Source organism: Pseudomonas sp. NY15372, from assembly GCF_048068215.1.
GTDB classification, from domain to species: Bacteria; Pseudomonadota; Gammaproteobacteria; order Pseudomonadales; family Pseudomonadaceae; genus Aquipseudomonas; species Aquipseudomonas guariconensis_A.
In genome coordinates this window covers 1-17417 of the sequence record NZ_JBLUPY010000043.1, presented here as the reverse complement: position 1 = coordinate 17417, position 17417 = coordinate 1, and the positions used below count along the sequence as shown (strand labels likewise).

Genomic DNA, 17417 nt, shown 5'->3' with positions numbered 1-17417 from the left:
CTCAACCCTCCCAGCCGGCCTGGTAGAGGCTGCCGTGGGCCTTGTCCAGGGCCGCACGCACGGCGGGCGAATGCTGGTAGATATCGACGAACTTCGCCAGGCGCGGGTCATCCTTGCTCTGCGGGCGAATGACGAACTGGATCACGTACTCCTTGTTCTCCAGGCCGTCGAACAGCAGCGCCGAGGTGGCGTCGAAGCTGTTGGCCAAGCGGATATATGCCGGGTAGCCCTGGACCAGGTCGGCGTCGTCATAGGCACGCACCAGCTGCACCGCCTCCACTTGGAGGATCTTCAGTTTCTTCGGGTTGGCGACGATGTCGTCCTCGGTGGCCTTGTAGCCCACACCCGGCTTGAGCGTGATCAACCCGGCCTTGGCCAGCAGCTGCAGCCCGCGCCCGCTGTTGATCGGGTCGTTGGCGATGGCCACGCTGGCGCCCTCGGGCAGTTCGCTGAAGTGCTTGTACTGCTTCGAGTACAACCCGACATTGTTGATGATGCCCGGGGCGTAGGGCACCAGGTCGAAGCCGGCGGCGGCCTTGGCGTTCTCCAGGAAGGGAATGTGCTGGAAGTAGTTCACGTCGATATCGCCGCTCTGCAGGCTGACATTGGGCGCGATCCAGTCGCTGAACTCGATCAGCTTCACCTCCAGACCTTGCTTGTGCGCCTCCTCCACGGCCGTTTCCAGCGGGATGGCGAAAGCGGCGGTGGTGCCGATCTTCAGGGGTTCGGCGGCCAGAGCGCCGGCGGCGATACCTACGGACAGGACGGCGGCCGCGACGGGCCGGAACAGTTTCTCAAGCATGGTGCAGGGCTCCAGTCGGGGCGTTGGTGGGGTTGCGGTAGCTGGCGCCAGGGTGGCCGGCGGGCAGGTAGGGGTGGTTTGCCTGGAACAGCTTCTGGCGCAGGGTGCCTGGTGCGTAGGCGGTCTTGTAGCGGCCACGGCGTTGCAGCTCGGGTACCACCAGGTCGATGAAATCCTCGTAGCTTTCCGGGGTGACGGTGCGGGTCAGGTTGAAGCCGTCCAGGCCGGTCTGGTCGATCCACTCGATCAATTGCTCAGCGACCTGCTCAGGTGCGCCGACCAGGGTCACGTAGCGCCCGCCCAGGGCGTGTTGCTGCAGCAGACGGCGACGGGTCCAGGCGCTGTCCTGCAACTGGCGGGTGGCGGACTGGATGGCGTTGCCCTTGGCGAAGCCGATCGGCTCGTCGAGCCCATACGCGGCAAAATCGATGCCGGTGGAGCTGGCGAAATGCGCCACACCCGCTTCGGCGCTGGCATGGCGCAGGTACTCGGCATGCTTGGCGCGGGCCTGTGCCTCGGTAGGTGCGACGATCACCGTGATGCCCAGGAAGACCTTGATCGCCTGAGGGTCGCGGCCGGCGGCCCGGGCCGCGGCGCGCACCTTGTCGACCTGAGCGCGGGTGGCTTCCTGGCTCTGGCCGCCGATGAACACGCATTCGGCGTGGTGGCCGGCGAAGGCCAGGCCACGGGGCGAGCTGCCGGCCTGGAACAGCACTGGGGTACGCTGGGGCGAGGGTTCGCACAGGTGGTAGCCCTCGACCTTGTAGAACTCGCCGTGGTGACGGATTTTGTGCACCTTGTCGGGCCGGGCATAGACCCGGCGCTCGCGGTCGACGACGACCGCGTCGTCATCCCAGCTACCTTCGAGCAGCTTGTACAGCACCTGCAGGTATTCGTCGGCCTGGTCATAGCGCCGATCGTGCTCGGGTTGTCGCTCCAGGCCCATGGCCCGGGCGGCGCTGTCCAGGTAACCGGTGACGATGTTCCAGCCGACCCGGCCGCCGCTCAGGTGATCGAGCGTGGAGAGGCGCCGGGCGAACAGGTAGGGCGCCTCGTAGGTGAGGTTGGCGGTGAGGCCGAAGCCCAGGTGCTCGGTGGTGGCAGCCATGGCCGAGACCAGCAGCAACGGGTCGTTGACCGGCAGCTGGATGGATTCTTTCAAGGGCACGTCAACGGACTGCCCGTAGACATCGTAGGTGCCGACGATGTCGGCGATGAACAGGCCGTCGAACAGCCCGCGTTCGAGCAGGCGTGCAAGGTCGGTCCAGTAGGCCAGGGTTTTGTATTGGGTCGAGGTGTCCCGTGGGTGGGTCCACAGGCCGTGGTTGATATGCCCGACGCAGTTCATGTTGAAGGCATTGAGCAGGATCTGCCTGGCCATCAGATGGTCCCCCGGCGTGGCGGGTTTTCCCCGTTGAGGTAGTAGTTGCCGATGGCGTGGTACTTCCAGCGCACCGGGTCGTGCAGGGTATGTACCCGGGCGTTGCGCCAGTGGCGGTCGAGGTTGTGCTCGGCCAGCGTGGCCTGGCTGCCGGCCAGCTCGAAGAGCGTGCTGGCGGCGGCGAGGGAAATCTCCGTGCTGATCGCCCGGGCCTCGGCCACGGCGATGGAGGCGGCGGCGACGTTGTCGGCGTTGCTGTCGTCGCGGGCCCGGTCGAGGTATTCGCCGGCGCGCTCCAGCAGCGCCTCGGCCGCGTGCAGACGGATGGCGAGGTGGCCGAAGCTCTTGAGCGTCAACGGGTCGTCGCTGGCCTTGTCGAGGCCGGAATCGACCCACGGGCGGCTGCGCGTGCGCACGAAGTGCAGGGCGTCGTCGAGCGCGGCGCGGGCGATGCCGGTGTCGATGGCGGCATGGAGGATCTGCGCCAGGGGGCCGACCGGGGTGGGGCGCTCGAAGGCGCTCTGGAAGGGCACGACGTCTTCGCTGCGCACGGGCACGTTGTCGAACACCACCGAGCCACTGCCGGTGGTGCGCTGGCCGAACCCGCTCCAGTCATCGATCACCTTGAGGCCGGGGCTGTCGGCGGGCACGAACACCAAGTGTTGCACGCCGTCGGCATCCACCACCGAGGTGGGGATGCGCTGGGCGTACAGCGCGCCGGTCGCATAGAACTTGCGGCCATCGATGCGCAGGCCGTCGCCCTCGCGGGTCAGGCGGGTGGTGCGGTCGTGGGCGGTGCGGGTGCCCAGTTCGGCCAGGGCATTGCCGAAGCGCCGGCCAGCCAGCACCTCGGCATAGAGGCGCTGTTGCTGTTGTGGGGTGCCGTTCACCCGAAGCACTTCCAGGGCATAGAAGTGGTTCTGCGGGATCTGCCCCAGGGCGGCGTCAGCCTGGGCGATGCGGGCCACGACCTTGGCCAGGGTGACGTTGGACACGCCTGCACCGCCGAAGGCCTTGGGAACGCTGATGGCCCACAGGCCGGAGCGGGTGAACAGGTCGAGTTCGGCGTGGGGCAGGCGACGTTCGCGGTCGCGCAGGGCGCTGTCGCGGCGAAGGTGCTGGGCGAGGTCCTCGGCGACCGCCAGGGCCTGGGCGTCGGAGGTGATGAGCGCCGGTTTGGGCGTGGTCAGTGCGTTCATGTGTTTCTCCAGTGGGAGCGCCGGGGCCGCTTCGCGCCCCTTTCGCGGGCAAGCCCGGTCCTACAGGAGAGCGCGTACCCCTGTAGGAGCGGCCTTGTGCCGCGAAAGGGCTGCGCAGCAGCCCCCAGGCTCTCCAATCAAATCCAGGAATGCCGCGCAGGGCGTGTGCCGTTGAGGTGCCAGGCGCCGACGGCGTGGTATTTCCAGCGCACCGGGTCGTGCAGGGTGTGCACGCGGGCGTTGCGCCAGTGCCGGTCGAGGTTGAACTCGGCGAGCGTGGCGCGGCTGCCGGCCAGTTCGAAGAGCTTCTCGCTCGCCTGCAAGGCAATCTCGGTGGTCAGCACCTTGGTCTCGGCCACGGCGATCGAGGCGCGTGCAGCGGCTTCGTCGTCGATCGGGCCTGCATTGGTCTCGTCGAGCACGCGGGCCGCCTTGCGCAGCAGGGCCTGGGCCGCATGCAGTTCGAGCTTCAGGCGGCCGATGTCGGCGATCACGTAGGGGTCGTCGCTGGCGCGCTCGACCTTGGCCTCGATCCAAGGGCGGGATTTTTCCCGCACGAAGCCGATCGCATCCTCGATGGCCGCTTCGGCGATGCCGGCGTCGATGGCCGCCTGGATCAGTTGCGAGGCGGCGCCCTGGGTGCTGGGCACCTCGCGCAGGCGCCAGCTGTCGATCACCAGGTCGGCTTCGACCGGCACCTGGTCGAGCAGTACGGTGCCGCTGGCCGTGGTGCGCTGGCCGAAGCCGGACCAGTCGTCGACGATCCGCAAGCCCGGGCTACCCCGGCGCACGAACGCCAGGCGCTGGCGGCCTTCGTCGTCCAGGGCCTTGACCGCCACCCAATGGGCGAACAGGGCGCCGGTGGAGTAGAACTTCTCACCGCTGATGCGATAGCGATCGCCGTCACGGGTAATCCGCGCCTTGAGCGTCAAGGTGTCCTTGGTGCCGCGCTCCGGCCCGGCGTTGCCGATGCGCCAGCCATCGAGCACGGAGCGAAAGAGCGCCGCCTGCTGGGCCTCGGTGGCGGTCAGGCGCAGCAGTTGGATGATGCCGAAATGGTTCTGCGGGATCTGCCCCAGGGCCGGGTCGGCGGCGCTGATCAGGCGGAACACTTCGGCGATGGTTTCGAAGGAGACTTCGGGGCCGCCATGGGCCTTGGGGATGCTGATGCTGCCCAGGCCGCTGCGGGTGAACTGTTCGATTTCCGTCCATGGCAGCTTGCGCTGCTGGTCACGGCGCGCGGCCTGCTGGCGGGCGGTATTTGCCAATTCGCGGGCCGCTTGCAGGGCCTGGGCGTCGTTTTGCAACACCGTGGCCGGCAGCAACAGGGGCGAGCTGTCGAGATCGCTGGTGGACCTGACCATTCCATACCTCACAAAGTTGAAAACGTCGCCGATGGCGACAGACATTTGCTGGTCCGGTGGTCCGGTCTATATACCGTATGCGCTTATAAAAACTTTATGAACTAACTTTTTGGACTATGTATAGAAGGTAGGGTCTTGGTTGGCCAAGTATTGCGCAATCGCCGGCAAGCCGGCTCCTACAGGGGTCGGCGCAGCCCTTGTGGGAGCCGGCTTGCCGGCGATTGCATCAGTCAGTGGAGCGTTGAAGTTTCAGCCTGCCGCTGTACCCAGGAACTTGCGCAGGAACTGCCGGGTACGCTCTTCCTTGGGGTTGGCGAACAGGGCCTTGGCCTCGCCCTGCTCCACGATCACCCCCTTGTCGAAGAAGATCACCCGGTTGGCCACGTCCCGGGCGAAGCTCATCTCGTGGGTGACGATGATCATGGTGCGCTTCTCCTCGGCAAGGCCGCGGATGGTCTCCAGCACCTCGCCGACCAGCTCGGGGTCGAGTGCCGAGGTCGGTTCGTCGAAGAGGATTACCTCCGGCTCCATGGCCAGGGCCCGGGCGATAGCCACCCGTTGCTGCTGCCCGCCGGACAGGCGCCGTGGGTAGGCATCTTCCTTGCCGGCCAGGCCCACCTTGGCCAGCAGGCGTCGGCCCAGTTCGAGGGCCTTGTCGCGAGGCGTCTTCTTGACGATCACCGGCCCTTCGATGACGTTCTCCAACGCCGAGCGATGGGGGAACAGGTTGAAGTTCTGGAACACGAACCCGGCCTGCTGGCGCAAACGGCGGATCGACCCTTGCTGGCTGCCCAGCGGGCGGTTGGCGTCGATGCTGATGTCACCGATCTGGATGCGCCCGGCGTCGGGCGTCTCCAACAGGTTGAGGCAGCGCAGGAAGGTGGTCTTGCCCGAACCGCTGGGGCCGATGATGGCCACCACCTCGCCGGGCTGGACGGTCAGGTCGATGCCGTCGAGCACGGTGTGGCCCTTGAACTGCTTGGTCAGGCCTTGTACTGCGATCATCTTCAGTGCTCCTGGTCGTGCTGGTTGACCCGCGCTTCCATGCGGTTCTGGAAGTGCGCAAGGATGCTGCACAGCACCCAGTAGATCACGGCGACGGCCAGGTACATGGTGAAGACCTCGAAGGTCCGCGCGGTGATCAGTTGGGCCTGGCGGAACAGCTCCGGCACCTGGATGGTCGCCGCCAGGGCGGTGTCCTTGACCAGCGAGATGAAGCTGTTGCCCAACGGCGGCAAGGCGGTGCGCATGGCCTGGGGCAGGATCGCCCGGCGCATGGCTTGGGTGCGGGTCATGCCGATGCTGGCGGCGGCCTCCCACTGGCCGCGATCGATCGAGGAGATCGCCGCGCGCAGGATTTCGCAGATGTACGCCGCCATGTTCAGCGACAGGCCGATCAGCGAGGCCGGTATCGGGTCGAGCTCGATACCGATCTGCGGCATCCCGAAATAGATCACGAACAGCTGCACCAGCAGCGGCGTGCCGCGGAAGAACGACACGTAGATCCGGGCCAGCCAGTCCAGCGGCAGGATCTTCGACAGGCGCATCAAGGCCAGGGCAAAGCCCAGGACCAGCCCGAAGAACATGCCGCCGACACTGAGCAGCACCGTGTAGCCAGCGCCCTTCAACAGGAAGGGCGTGGAGTCGATGACGAGTTGCAGGCTTTCAGCGATCATTTGGTGACATCGGCACCGAAGTATTTCTCGGACAGCTTGGCCAGGGAGCCATCGGCCTTGAGCTTGTCCAGCGCCTTGTTGATCGCCTCGAGCAGCTCAGGCTCGCCCTTGCGCAGGGCCACGCCCGATTCCAGGCGCGAGAAGGCTTCGCCGGCCAGTTGGGTGTCCTTGGCTTTCTGGGCGTACTCCAGGGCGGCCAGGCGGTCGATCAGGATGGCATCGATGCGGCCGTTGCGCAGGTCGGCGAACTTGCTCGGGTCGTCTTCGTAGGTGCGCACGTCCGCTTGCGGGACGTCTTTCTTCACCCACTGCTCGTAGTTGGTGCCCAGGCCCACGCCCACTTTCTTGCCGGCCAGGTCCTGCGCGGTCTTGATGTTCAGCTGCTCGGCCTTCTTCTTCAGGACCAGGGCCTGGATGCCGGAAATGGTGTAGGGCTCGGAGAAGTCGTACTTCTTCTTGCGCTCATCGGAGATGGTCACCTGGTTGACCACCACGTCCAGGCGCTTGGACTCGAGTGCCGCGAGGATGCCATCCCATTTGGTCGGCTGGATCTTGGCCTTGACGCCCAGTTCCTTGGCCAGCAGCTCGGAAAGCTCCACTTCGAAGCCGGCGAGCTTGCCGTCTTCGTCGACGAAGCTGAACGGCGGGTAGGTGCCTTCCAGGCCGATGCTGATGCTGCCTTTTTCCTGGATGGTCTTCAGCTGCTCGCCGGCGAAGGCCTGGCTGAACAGGCCGGTGCCCAGCAGAAGGGCAAGGCTGGCGTTGAGAAGTGGCTTGGTGAATCTGGTCATGGCTGGGCCCCGCGCTTGTTGTGGAAGTAGTGGGTGGCGACTATAGGGGTGGGCTTGTTAGGCCTGGAAATAATAAAAACTTATTTTGATATTTCTTTTTTGTGTTTTGTCGAGGGTTCGGCAGCCTTGAGGGTAGGCCAGGAATGCCAAGTTCGTCGTCTGCTTATACCCGACTTAGCGCAGGATGGAATAAAGCGTTGTTTTTTCCAAGAGACGGATTTGCCGTAGAGTGGATCGCACCGGCGGCGTCATTCCCCAAAGAGGCTTTTCCAACAAGCCGCCGAGCCAGGAGAACACCGTGAGCGAACATCCATCCACAGGCCGTTGGCAGCTGCAGGGTATCGTCAGTGACTTGCGCAGTGCCCGCGAACAATGGCGAACCCGCAACGGCCGCAGCTGCGGCGCGCAGGGCGGGCGCGAGCTACCGTCGCGCGAGGCCATGCGGCATATCCTCGAACAGTTGTGCGGGGCGTTGTTTCCCATGCGCTTGGGGCCGGTGGACCTGCGTGAAGAGAGCGAGGATTTCTATGTCGGCCACACGCTGGACGCCGCGCTGACGGCGCTATTGGCCCAGGCTCGCCTGGAACTGCGCTATGCCGCGCGCCAGGGCAAGGCCGAGGTGAAGGATGTCGACGCCCATGCCCTGAGTCTGATCCAAGGCTTCGCCGCCGCCTTGCCGGCAATGCGTGTGCTGCTCGACACCGACGTGCTGGCAGCCTACCAGGGCGACCCGGCGGCGCGCAGCGTCGACGAGGTGCTGCTGTGCTACCCCGGCATCCTGGCCATCATCCACCACCGCCTGGCCCACCACCTGTATCGGGCTGGCCTGCCACTGCTGGCGCGGATCAGTTCGGAGCTGGCCCATTCGGCCACCGGCATCGATATCCACCCTGGCGCGCAGATCGGCCCGAGCTTCTTCATCGACCATGGCACGGGCGTCGTGATCGGCGAGACGGCGATCATTGGCGAGCGGGTGCGCATCTACCAGGCGGTGACCCTGGGCGCCAAGCGCTTCCCGGCGGACGAGACCGGCATGCTGCACAAGGGCGAGCCGCGCCACCCGATCGTCGAGGACGATGTGGTGATCTATGCCGGCGCGACCATCCTGGGCCGCATCACCATCGGCAAGGGTTCGACCATCGGCGGCAATGTCTGGCTGACCCGCAGTGTGCCGGCCGAGAGCAACATCACCCAGGCTAATCTGCAACTGGAGTGCGAGGGGCAAAAGTAAGCCTGGGCCTCACGGGTTGGCTGTGCCGGCGCAATCGCAGGACAAGCCCCACAGAGAACAACGCACCGCTGTGGGAGCGGGCTTGCCCCGCGAATGCGCCTGGAGGTTCAACGGTCGGGCAAGGTCGCATTGAACGCCGATCCATGTTTAACTTGAACGCTTGTTCAAAGTAAAACGCTGGTCCATTGCCGGTGTTCAACAGGAGGATCCCCTTTGCTGAACCCGTTCAATCCGAACCTTTCACCGCTTCACGAGGTGCACGCCTCATGAGTGCACCGACTCCATCCCTTGCCAATGGCAAGATCCGCATGAACCCCCCGGTGTTCTATTTCGCGGCAAGCTTCATTCTCATCTTCGGCCTGGTGGTCATCGCCAACCCCACCGCGGCAGGCGAGTGGCTGCTCGCGGCGCAGAACTGGGCGGCCAATACCGTGGGCTGGTACTACATGCTGGCCATGACCCTGTACCTGGTCTTCGTGGTGGTCACCGCCTTGTCCGGCTACGGCAAGATCAAGCTCGGTGCCGACCACGACGAGCCCGAGTTCAGCTACCTGTCCTGGGCCGGCATGCTGTTCGCCGCCGGCATCAGCATCACCCTGTTCTTCTTCTGCGTCTCCGAACCGTTGACCCACATGATGCAGCCGCCCCAGGGCGAAGGCGGCACGGTGGAAGCCGGGCGCCAGGCGATGGAGCTGCTGTTCCTGCACTGGGGCCTGCATGGCTGGGGCGTGTTCGCCTTCGTCGGCATGGCCCTGGCCTACTTCGCCTACCGGCACAACCTGCCGCTGGCGCTGCGTTCGGCCCTGTATCCACTGATCGGCAAGCGCATCAACGGCCCGATCGGCTACGCGGTGGACGGCTTCGGCATCATCGCCACGGTGTTCGGCCTGGGCGCCGACATGGGCTTTGGCGTACTGCACCTGAATGCGGGCCTGGATTACCTGTTCGGCATCAGCCACAGCCAGTGGGTGCAGGTGATCCTGATCACCCTGATGATGGGCGCTGCGGTGGCCGTGGCGGTCGCCGGGGTGGAGAAGGGCGTGCGGGTGATGAGCGACATCAACCTGTTCCTGGCCTGTGCGCTGCTCTTGTTCGTATTGTTCGCAGGCCCTACCCAGCACCTGTTCAACACCCTGATCCAGAACCTGGGCGATTACCTCGGTGCCTTGCCGCGCAAGACCTTCGATGTGTATGCCTACGGCGAGAACCGCGACTGGCTGGGCGGCTGGACCGTGTTCTACTGGGCCTGGTGGATCGCTTGGGCGCCGTTCGTTGGCCTGTTCATCGCGCGAATCTCCCGTGGCCGTACCATCCGTGAGTTCGTCTTCGGCGTGCTGCTCATTCCGCTGGGCTTCACCCTGGCGTGGATGTCGATCTTCGGCAACAGCGCCATGACCCAGGTGCTCGACCACGGCCTGACCGCCCTCGGAACATCGGCCCTGGAAAACCCAGCGATGAGCTTGTACCTGCTGCTGGAAACCTACCCGTGGAGCAAGACGGTGATCGCGGTGACGGTGTTCATCAGCTTCGTGTTCTTCGTCACCTCCGCCGACTCCGGCACCGTCGTGCTCTCGACCCTGTCGGCCAAGGGGGGCGAGGCCGACGAGGACGGCCCGAACTGGCTGCGCATCTTCTGGGGTGCGATGACCGCGCTGGTGACCATCGGCCTGTTGTTCGCCGGTAGCATCGACTCGCTCAAATCGGCGGTGGTGCTGACCTCGCTGCCGTTCTCGCTGATCCTGTTGTGCATGATGTGGGGGCTGCACAAGGCGTTCTACCTGGAATCCCAGCGGCAGATCGCGCAGATGCATTCCCTGGCGCCGTTCGCCGTGTCACGCCCCGGCCGCGGTGGCTGGCGCCAACGCCTGAGCCAGGCGGTGCACTTCCCGTCGCGCGACGAGGTGTACCGTTTCATGGACGATGTGATCCGCCCGGCCATCGGCGAGGTGAGCGAGGTGTTCATGCAAAAGGGCGTGAACGTGATCACCCAGGACGACCCCAGCCATGACAACGTCAGCCTGAAGATCGGCCTGGGCGAGGAACAGCCGTTCATCTACCAAGTGCAGATGCGCGGCTACTTCACCCCCTCGTTCGCCTTGGGCGGGCTGGGTACCCAGGAGTTGAAGAACCGCCGTTACTACCGTGCCGAGGTGCATCTGTCCGAGGGTAGCCAGAACTACGACCTGGTGGGCTACAGCAAGGAGCAGATCATCAACGACATCCTCGACCAGTACGAGCGGCACATGCAGTTCCTGCATCTGGTCCGCTAGTTCAATCGCCGGCAAGCCGGCTCCCACAGGTACATCGGTGTTCCTAAGAGCAGCGCAGATCAGGTGGGAGCCGGCTTGCCGGCGATTCGAGGCCGAAGGCCTCGCGTGCTAATCTTCAGAACGGCGCATCTCCCAGGATGGTCGCCCGATGCATCACCCGCCGGTTCGGCCGGTAGTCATCCACTGCGAAATGCTGGGTCACCCGGTTGTCCCAGAACGCTACGTCGTTCTCCTGCCATCTCCAGCGGATGCTGAACTCAGGCCGCGTCGCGTGGGCGAACAGCAGCTTGAGCAACGCCTCGCTTTCCAGCTCGTTCAGTTCGTTGATTCGCGTCGTGAAACCCTCATTGACGAACAATGCCTTGCGCCCGCTGACCGGGTGGGTACGCACCACTGGGTGCGACAGCGGCGGGTTGTTGCGTCGGGTCTCTTCCCAGCGCGCCAGGTCCTGCGGCGTGGTGCCGAAGCGCTCCAGCGGGAAGGACTTGGTGAAGTCATGGGTCGCGGTGAGGCCGTCGAGCATGTCCCGCAGCGGCGCCGACAGCGCCTCGAAGGCCGCGATGCCGCTGGCCCACAGGGTATCGCCACCGAAGGCCGGCAGTTGCTTGGCGCTGAGCACCGCGCCCAGGGCCGGCGTTGGCAGGAAGGTCACGTCGGTGTGCCACACGGCGTTGTCGCGCACATCGGTGACCGCCGTGTCCAGGATCAATACCTGGGGCGTTTCCGGCACGTTGGGGTAGATAGGGTGGATGTGCAGGTCGCCGAACTGCGCCGCGAACCTGGCCTGCTGCGCAGGTGTGATCGGTTGGTCGCGCAAGAACAGCACCTGGTGCCTGAGCAGCGCCTGCTCGATGGCGTCGCGTTGCTCGAAGGTGATGTCGCGGCTCAGGTCCACGCCGCTGATCTGGGCGCCGAGCGCAGGGCTCAGGGGAGTGATGGTCAGGCTCATGTCGGTCTCGTTCTTGAATTCAAGGCGCCGGGCTGCCGGCGTGGTCAGTGACTCTGCCCATGCCAGGGCACCAGCTTGCGTTGCAGGGCGCGCAGGCCCATCTCCAGGGCGAAGGCGATCAGCGCTATCAGCAGGATGCCCAGCACCACGACGTCGGTGACTAGAAACTGTGCGGCTGACTGCACCATGAAGCCCAGGCCGCTGGTGGCGGCGATCAGTTCGGCGGCCACCAGGGTCGACCAACCGACCCCCAGGCCGATGCGGATACCGGTCAGGATGTCGGGCAGCGCGCTGGGCAAGATCACGTGGCGAACCAGCTGGGCCCGGGTTGCCCCCAGGGACTGCGCAGCGCGCAGCTTGGCCGGATCGACCGTGCGCACACCGGTGGCGGTGGCGATGGCGATCGGGGCGAAGATGGCCAGGTAGATCAGCAGCACCTTCGACAGCTCGCCGATGCCGCACCAGATCACGATCAGCGGCAGGTAGGCCAGCGGCGGGATCGGTCGGTAGAACTCGATCAGCGGGTCGAGGATGCCCCGGGCCACACGGTTGTGGCCGATGGCGATGCCGATCGGAATGGCGCTGAGGATAGCTGCAGCCAACGCCAGGCCGATGCGCCCGAGGCTGGCCCCCAAGTGCTGCCAGAGGCTGGCGTCCATGTAGCCCTGGGTGAGCAGGGCCCAGGCCTTGGCCAGGATATCGGCGGGCGAGGGCAGGAACAGCGGCTCGATCCAGCCGGCCGAGGTCACCAGCCACCAGGCCAGCAACAGGGTGGCGAGGGTCAGGGCGCTGATCCAGCGGGTGGGCAGTGGGCGGCGTGCCTTCGGGGTGACGTGTGGCCGGGCGACAGGCTTGTCGCTGACCGGCAGGTCCAGGCTGCTCATGCGGTCTCCTGCCGGCGGGCGGCTTCGCGTTGGGAAAACACCCGCGCCAGTACGTGCTCGCGGGTTTCGATGAAACCTGGGTCGGACTTGATCGCCCGGGCCGATTCGCCGGCGGCATAGCGCTGGCCGAAATCCAGTTGCAGGCGCTCGACCACTCGCCCTGGGTTGGGGGCCAGCAATACCAGTTCGCTGGCCAGGAACACGGCTTCCTCAATGTCGTGGGTGATCAGGAACACCGGCTTGGCGGTGCGCTGCCAGACCTGCAGCAGCAACTCCTGCATCTGCTCGCGGGTGAAGGCGTCGAGGGCGCCGAAGGGTTCGTCCATCAGCAGCACCCGTGGGTCTGCCGCCAGCGCCCGGGCCAGGCCTACGCGTTGTTTCTGGCCGCCGGACAGTTGCCAGATGCGACGGTCGCCGAAACCCGCCAGGTCGACCACCGCCAGCAGTTCGCGGGCCTTGGCTTCACGCTGGGCGCGGGGCACGCCGGCCAGCTCCAGGCCAAAGGCGACATTGCCCAGCACGTCCTGCCAGGGCAGCAGGGCATCGTCCTGGAACACCACGCCGCGCTCAGCGCCGGGGCCTTCGACCGGCTTGCCGTCAAGGGTGATGCGGCCTGCGCTGGGGGCGACGAAGCCGGCGATCAGGTTGAGCAGCGAGGTCTTGCCGCTGCCGGAAGGGCCCAGGGCCACCAGCAACTGGCGCGGCCCGAGGCTCAGATTGATGTCGGCCAGCACCGGGGCATCGGTGCCGGGATACTGTGCGCTGATGCGCTCCAGTTCGAGCAAGGCCATGGCAGGCTCCGTCGTGAAGAGTGCTGTTGATCAGGGCCGCTGCGCGCCCCAATCGCGGGGCAAGCCCGCTCCCACAGGTTTTGCGGTGATCTTTGTAGGAGCGGGCTTGTCCCGCGATGGGGTGTGCAGCGGTCCCCTTGTTCAGTTGGGTAGGTATTGCGCGCTGACGTATGGCGAGTAATCCGGCAGCACCGCCTCGACCTTGCCCTGCTGCTTGAGGAAGGTGGCCGTGTCGGTCAGCGCCTGGGTGGTCGGCGCGCCCAAGGCGCTGGCCTGATCGGCCGCCAGCGGGTACACGTTGCCCTGCAGCAGTACCGGAATATCCGCAGGCTTGGCACCCGACAGCTTGGCCAGCTTGCTGACGTTGTCCGGGTTGGCCAGCCAGGCGTTCGGGTCCTTACGGTAGTCGGCGTAGGCGTTGAGGGTGACCTTGGCGAACGACTTGACGATGTCCGGGTGCTTGGCGGCGAAGTCCTTGCGCACGATCCAGGCGTCGAAGGTCGGCGCGCCCTTGCTGGCCAGCTCGCCGGAAGTGATCAGCACCTTGCCGCTTTCCTTGGCTACACCCAGGGCCGGGTCCCAGACGTAGGTGGCATCGATGTCGCCACGCTTCCAGGCAGCAATGATCGCTGGCGGCGCGAGGTTGAGGATCTGCACCTTGGCCGGGTCGATGTTCCACTGCTTCAGCGCCGCCAGCAGGCTGTAGTGCCCGGTGGACACGAACGGCACGGCGACTTTCTTGCCGACCAGGTCTTGCGGAGTCTTGATGCTGTCGCGAGCCACCAGCGCCTCGCCAGCGCCGATCTGCGTGGCGATCAGGAAGGTTTCCACCGGCAGCTTGCGAGTGGCGGCCGCGGCCAGGGGGCTGGAACCCAGGTAGCCGATCTGCACATCGCCGGAGGCGACGGCGGTGATCACATCGGCACCGTTATCGAATTTGCGCCAGTCGATGCTGGCTTGGCTGGCCTTCTCGTAGGTGCCGTCCACCTGGGCGACCTTGGCCGGGTCGACGGTGGTCTGGTAGGCCACAGTCAGGTCGGCGGCCTGGGCCAGCCAGCTGGTGCCGGCGAGGGTCAGGGCGGCGAACAGGCGCAGCGGAGTGTGCGGGGTCATGGATGAACTCCTCGTCAGGCAAATGGACTCGATGACAAGAAGGCTAATTGATCTAAGAAATCAAAAATAAATAACTTTTAAGCATTAGCTTAGGAGCCAAATGAAGCGAGCCCAGGTGTCGCTGAGCGAGCGCGATGGCGAAATCCTGACCACCTGCTAGGCTTTTTCGATTTTTGCGGGGGGTCGAAGGCGCTTGGAAGCAAACGTTTGCACATAACCTAAAGGAATGACCAGGCATGGCCGATACAACTTTTGGCTGTAAAGGTTCCTAAGATATTCCCTAAAAGTCTTAGAAATTCATAAAACAGTCATTTTGGATTTATAGGATTGTCATTATCCTGTTTGCGCAGACGGCGTCTTAGACCTTAGTCGCGAAACGGTTTGTAACGATTGACTTGGCGGTCGTGGGTTGGTGCTAAATCGGCCAATCCTGGTGAGCGGGGCACAGACCCTGCCACCTGAGACGCATAAAAATTAGAACGTAGAGGAGCAAAACATGTACAAGTCCAGCCTGGCTCTGGCCGTGGCACTGGGGGTTCTCGCCCAACAAGCAGGTGCTGCAGGGTTCGTCGAGGACAGCAAGCTGTCCCTTAGCTCGCGTACCATGTACTTCAATAACGACAACCGTGAAGCCCATAGCGATCCTCGCCCGGACCAGCGCGAATCTGGCCAAGGCTTCAAGCTCGACTACATTTCGGGCTTCACCGAAGGTACCGTGGGCTTTGGTGTCGATGCGCAAGCGCTGTGGGGCATCCACCTGGATGGTGGCCAGGGTTATCACAAAGGTGGTTTCTTCCCTGACGATGGCGATGGCTCCGCGAGCCAGTGGGCTCGCTTTGGCGCCAACGCCAAGGCCCGCTTCTCCAAGACCGAGGCGCACTTCGGTAGCGCACTGGCACCGAACCTGCCGATCCTGGTCTCCAACGATGGTCGTCTGCTGCCGCAGACCTTCGAGGGTGGCACCATCACCTCGAAGGAAATCGACAACCTGACCATCAACGCCGGTCAGCTGACCCATGCGATGGGCCGTGCTTCGAGCAACCGTACAGGTCTCTCTGTTCAGGGCGCTACCCAGGAAAGCAATAAATTCCGTTACGCCGGTGCTGACTGGAAGGTCACCAAAGACCTCACCCTGCAGTACTACTACTCCAACCTCGAAGACTTCTATAAACAACACTTCCTGGGCGCGACACACGTGTTCCAGATCGCTGACGACCAGTCGTTCAAGACCGACCTGCGCTACTTCGACAGCAGCAAGGATGGCCGCAACGGCGAAGCGGGCTACGAGTTCAAGAACAACAACGGCTACGCCAAGAACCCTGGCGAGGTTGATAACAAGACCTGGTCGGCCATGTTCACCTACACCCTCGGTGCCCACTCTCTGATGCTCGGTCATCAGCAGGTCAGCGACGATGGCGGTTTCGTATGGCTGAACCAAGGCAGCCTGGTCGATGAAGGTGCGGGCGGTTCGAGCTTCTACCTGTTCACCGACAGCATGATCAACCAGTTCGCCAAGGCGGGTGAGAACACCACCTTCGGTCAGTACTCCTATGATTTCGCCCGTCTGGGCGTGCCGGGCCTGAAGGCTTCCGTGGCCTACCTGCGTGGCGAAGATGGTCGCAGCACGAACGGCCATGGCACCTTCAGCGAATGGGAGCGTGACGCACGTATTGATTACGTGCTGCAGGAAGGCACCCTCAAAGGCCTGGGCTTCAGCCTGCGCCAAGGTGTCTACCGTGGCACCGGTTCGGGGTCGGCGAACGACCAGGACCAAACTCGCTTCATCGTGAACTACACTTACAACTTCCTGTAAGCCGTAGTCGAAGAAGCCTCGCCTCGGGCGTGATGTCCGACTGGGGCCGCTACGCGCCTCATCGCGGGACAAGCCCGCACCTACAAGGCCGGTGTACGCCATCCCCTGTAGGAGCGGGCTTGCCCCGCGATGGGCTGCAGAGCAGCCCCAATCGGGCATTACGCCTAGCGCGAGGTTTTTTTTCGTCCGTCATTTGATATGGCTATAGGTTATAAATAAATCATTATTTATTCTTTTTGTTTTTATGAGCGAGCAGGCACAGTGAACCCATAGACCAGACACAGCACAGGAGCCCACCCATGAGCCTGAAACTCGGCGACATCGCCCCCGATTTCGAACAGGATTCCAGCGCCGGCAAGATCCGCTTCCACGAATGGCTGGGCAATAGCTGGGGCGTGCTGTTCTCCCACCCCGCCGACTTCACCCCGGTATGCACCACCGAGCTGGGCCTGACCGCCAAGCTCAAGGACGAATTCGCCAAGCGCGGCGTCAAGGCCATCGCCCTGTCGGTGGACCCGGTCGACTCGCACACCCGCTGGATCGACGACATCAACGAGACCCAGAACACCGTGGTCAACTTCCCGATCCTCGCCGACGCAGACCGCAAGGTTTCCGACCTGTACGACCTGATCCACCCCAACGCCAGCGACACCCTGACGGTGCGCTCGCTGTTCGTCATCGACCCGAACAAGAAAGTGCGCCTGACCATCACCTATCCGGCCAGCACTGGGCGCAACTTCAATGAAATCCTGCGGGTGATCGACTCGCTGCAATTGACCGACAACCACAAAGTGGCCACGCCAGCGAACTGGCAGGATGGCGATGAGGTGGTGATCGTGCCGTCGCTCAAGGACGAGGACGAAATCAAGCAGCGCTTCCCCAAAGGGTACCGGGCAGTCAAACCCTACCTGCGCCTGACCCCGCAGCCGAATCGTTAGGATCCTTCGTTGCAATGCTCTTGCCATAGCAGGGATTTTGGGCCGTTTCGACGGCCCTTTTTTATGGTGCGCCAGGCATGGCGCGTTGCGCGCAAGCGCAACCTGCTTGGCTGTGGTGGCCGAGCAGGTGACTTGGAGGTGAAAGTCCTCTACACACCCGGCAAGGGGAAGTGTTAGCCAGAGGCAAGGGTGTCGCGGGCGACTGCGAATCTGAA

The 17417-nt window shown here is 64.3% G+C and carries 15 protein-coding genes; 4 read left to right on the top strand and 11 right to left on the bottom strand.

All coding sequences use genetic code 11. The features are described from left to right. Position 1: 1 nt before the first annotated feature. From ACNFG0_RS20425 to tcyJ, 7 genes are all read right to left on the bottom strand, one after another. Entirely contained in the window at positions 2 to 802 is an 801-nt protein-coding gene (locus ACNFG0_RS20425; RefSeq protein ID WP_416766171.1) for a MetQ/NlpA family ABC transporter substrate-binding protein, read from the bottom strand. Then, positions 795 to 2183, bottom strand: coding sequence for an LLM class flavin-dependent oxidoreductase (locus tag ACNFG0_RS20420; RefSeq protein ID WP_416766170.1), 1389 nt, complete (start codon positions 2181 to 2183; stop codon positions 795 to 797). The genes ACNFG0_RS20425 and ACNFG0_RS20420 overlap by 8 nt, the downstream gene beginning before the upstream one ends. After that, positions 2183 to 3382 carry an SfnB family sulfur acquisition oxidoreductase gene (locus ACNFG0_RS20415; RefSeq protein WP_196146802.1) on the bottom strand — a complete coding sequence of 400 codons (1200 nt, stop codon included), beginning with the start codon at positions 3380 to 3382 and terminating at the stop codon, positions 2183 to 2185. Before ACNFG0_RS20415 ends, ACNFG0_RS20420 begins: the two co-directional genes overlap by 1 nt. Before the next feature lie 137 nt (positions 3383 to 3519). Continuing rightward, positions 3520 to 4746: an SfnB family sulfur acquisition oxidoreductase gene (locus ACNFG0_RS20410; RefSeq protein ID WP_416766169.1), complete on the bottom strand. Its 1227-nt coding sequence runs from the start codon at positions 4744 to 4746 to the stop codon at positions 3520 to 3522. A 249-nt stretch (positions 4747 to 4995) separates the two neighbouring features. Further along, a complete protein-coding gene (gene tcyN, locus ACNFG0_RS20405; protein ID WP_196144205.1) occupies positions 4996 to 5751 on the bottom strand; it encodes an L-cystine ABC transporter ATP-binding protein TcyN in 756 nt (251 codons plus the stop codon). 2 nt (positions 5752 to 5753) lie between these two features. Beyond that, complete coding sequence (gene tcyL / locus ACNFG0_RS20400; protein ID WP_416766168.1) at positions 5754 to 6422, bottom strand: cystine ABC transporter permease; 669 nt, start codon at positions 6420 to 6422, stop codon at positions 5754 to 5756. After that, positions 6419 to 7213: a cystine ABC transporter substrate-binding protein gene (tcyJ, locus tag ACNFG0_RS20395; RefSeq protein ID WP_196155512.1), complete on the bottom strand. Its 795-nt coding sequence runs from the start codon at positions 7211 to 7213 to the stop codon at positions 6419 to 6421. Before tcyJ ends, tcyL begins: the two co-directional genes overlap by 4 nt. 298 nt (positions 7214 to 7511) lie before the next feature. On the opposite strand from tcyJ, the gene epsC reads away from it, so the two are divergent. Both epsC and betT read left to right on the top strand, forming a co-directional pair. Then, complete coding sequence (gene epsC, locus ACNFG0_RS20390) at positions 7512 to 8444, top strand: serine O-acetyltransferase EpsC (RefSeq protein ID WP_196144202.1); 933 nt, start codon at positions 7512 to 7514, stop codon at positions 8442 to 8444. Between the two features lie 308 nt (positions 8445 to 8752). Then, complete coding sequence (gene betT / locus ACNFG0_RS20385) at positions 8753 to 10714, top strand: choline transporter BetT (RefSeq protein ID WP_416766179.1); 1962 nt, start codon at positions 8753 to 8755, stop codon at positions 10712 to 10714. A 115-nt stretch (positions 10715 to 10829) separates the two neighbouring features. Here betT and tauD read toward each other — a convergent pair whose 3' ends face one another. From tauD to tauA, 4 genes are all read right to left on the bottom strand, one after another. Then, a complete protein-coding gene (tauD, locus tag ACNFG0_RS20380; RefSeq protein ID WP_416766166.1) occupies positions 10830 to 11663 on the bottom strand; it encodes a taurine dioxygenase in 834 nt (277 codons plus the stop codon). A 44-nt stretch (positions 11664 to 11707) separates the two neighbouring features. After that, positions 11708 to 12547: a taurine ABC transporter permease TauC gene (gene tauC, locus ACNFG0_RS20375; protein WP_416766164.1), complete on the bottom strand. Its 840-nt coding sequence runs from the start codon at positions 12545 to 12547 to the stop codon at positions 11708 to 11710. Continuing rightward, entirely contained in the window at positions 12544 to 13338 is a 795-nt protein-coding gene (gene tauB, locus ACNFG0_RS20370; RefSeq protein WP_416766163.1) for a taurine ABC transporter ATP-binding subunit, read from the bottom strand. Before tauB ends, tauC begins: the two co-directional genes overlap by 4 nt. Positions 13339 to 13479: 141 nt before the next feature. Continuing rightward, the gene (gene tauA / locus ACNFG0_RS20365) at positions 13480 to 14451 is read right to left on the bottom strand and encodes a taurine ABC transporter substrate-binding protein (protein WP_416766161.1); all 972 of its coding nucleotides are present in this window, start codon (positions 14449 to 14451) and stop codon (positions 13480 to 13482) included. 496 nt (positions 14452 to 14947) lie between these two features. Here tauA and ACNFG0_RS20360 point away from each other — a divergent pair, with 496 nt between their 5' ends. Then, positions 14948 to 16264, top strand: a complete 1317-nt coding sequence (locus ACNFG0_RS20360) for an OprD family porin (RefSeq protein WP_196155507.1) — start codon at positions 14948 to 14950, stop codon at positions 16262 to 16264. 299 nt (positions 16265 to 16563) lie between these two features. Then, positions 16564 to 17202 carry a peroxiredoxin gene (locus tag ACNFG0_RS20355; RefSeq protein WP_084853658.1) on the top strand — a complete coding sequence of 213 codons (639 nt, stop codon included), beginning with the start codon at positions 16564 to 16566 and terminating at the stop codon, positions 17200 to 17202. Positions 17203 to 17417: the final 215 nt, after the last annotated feature.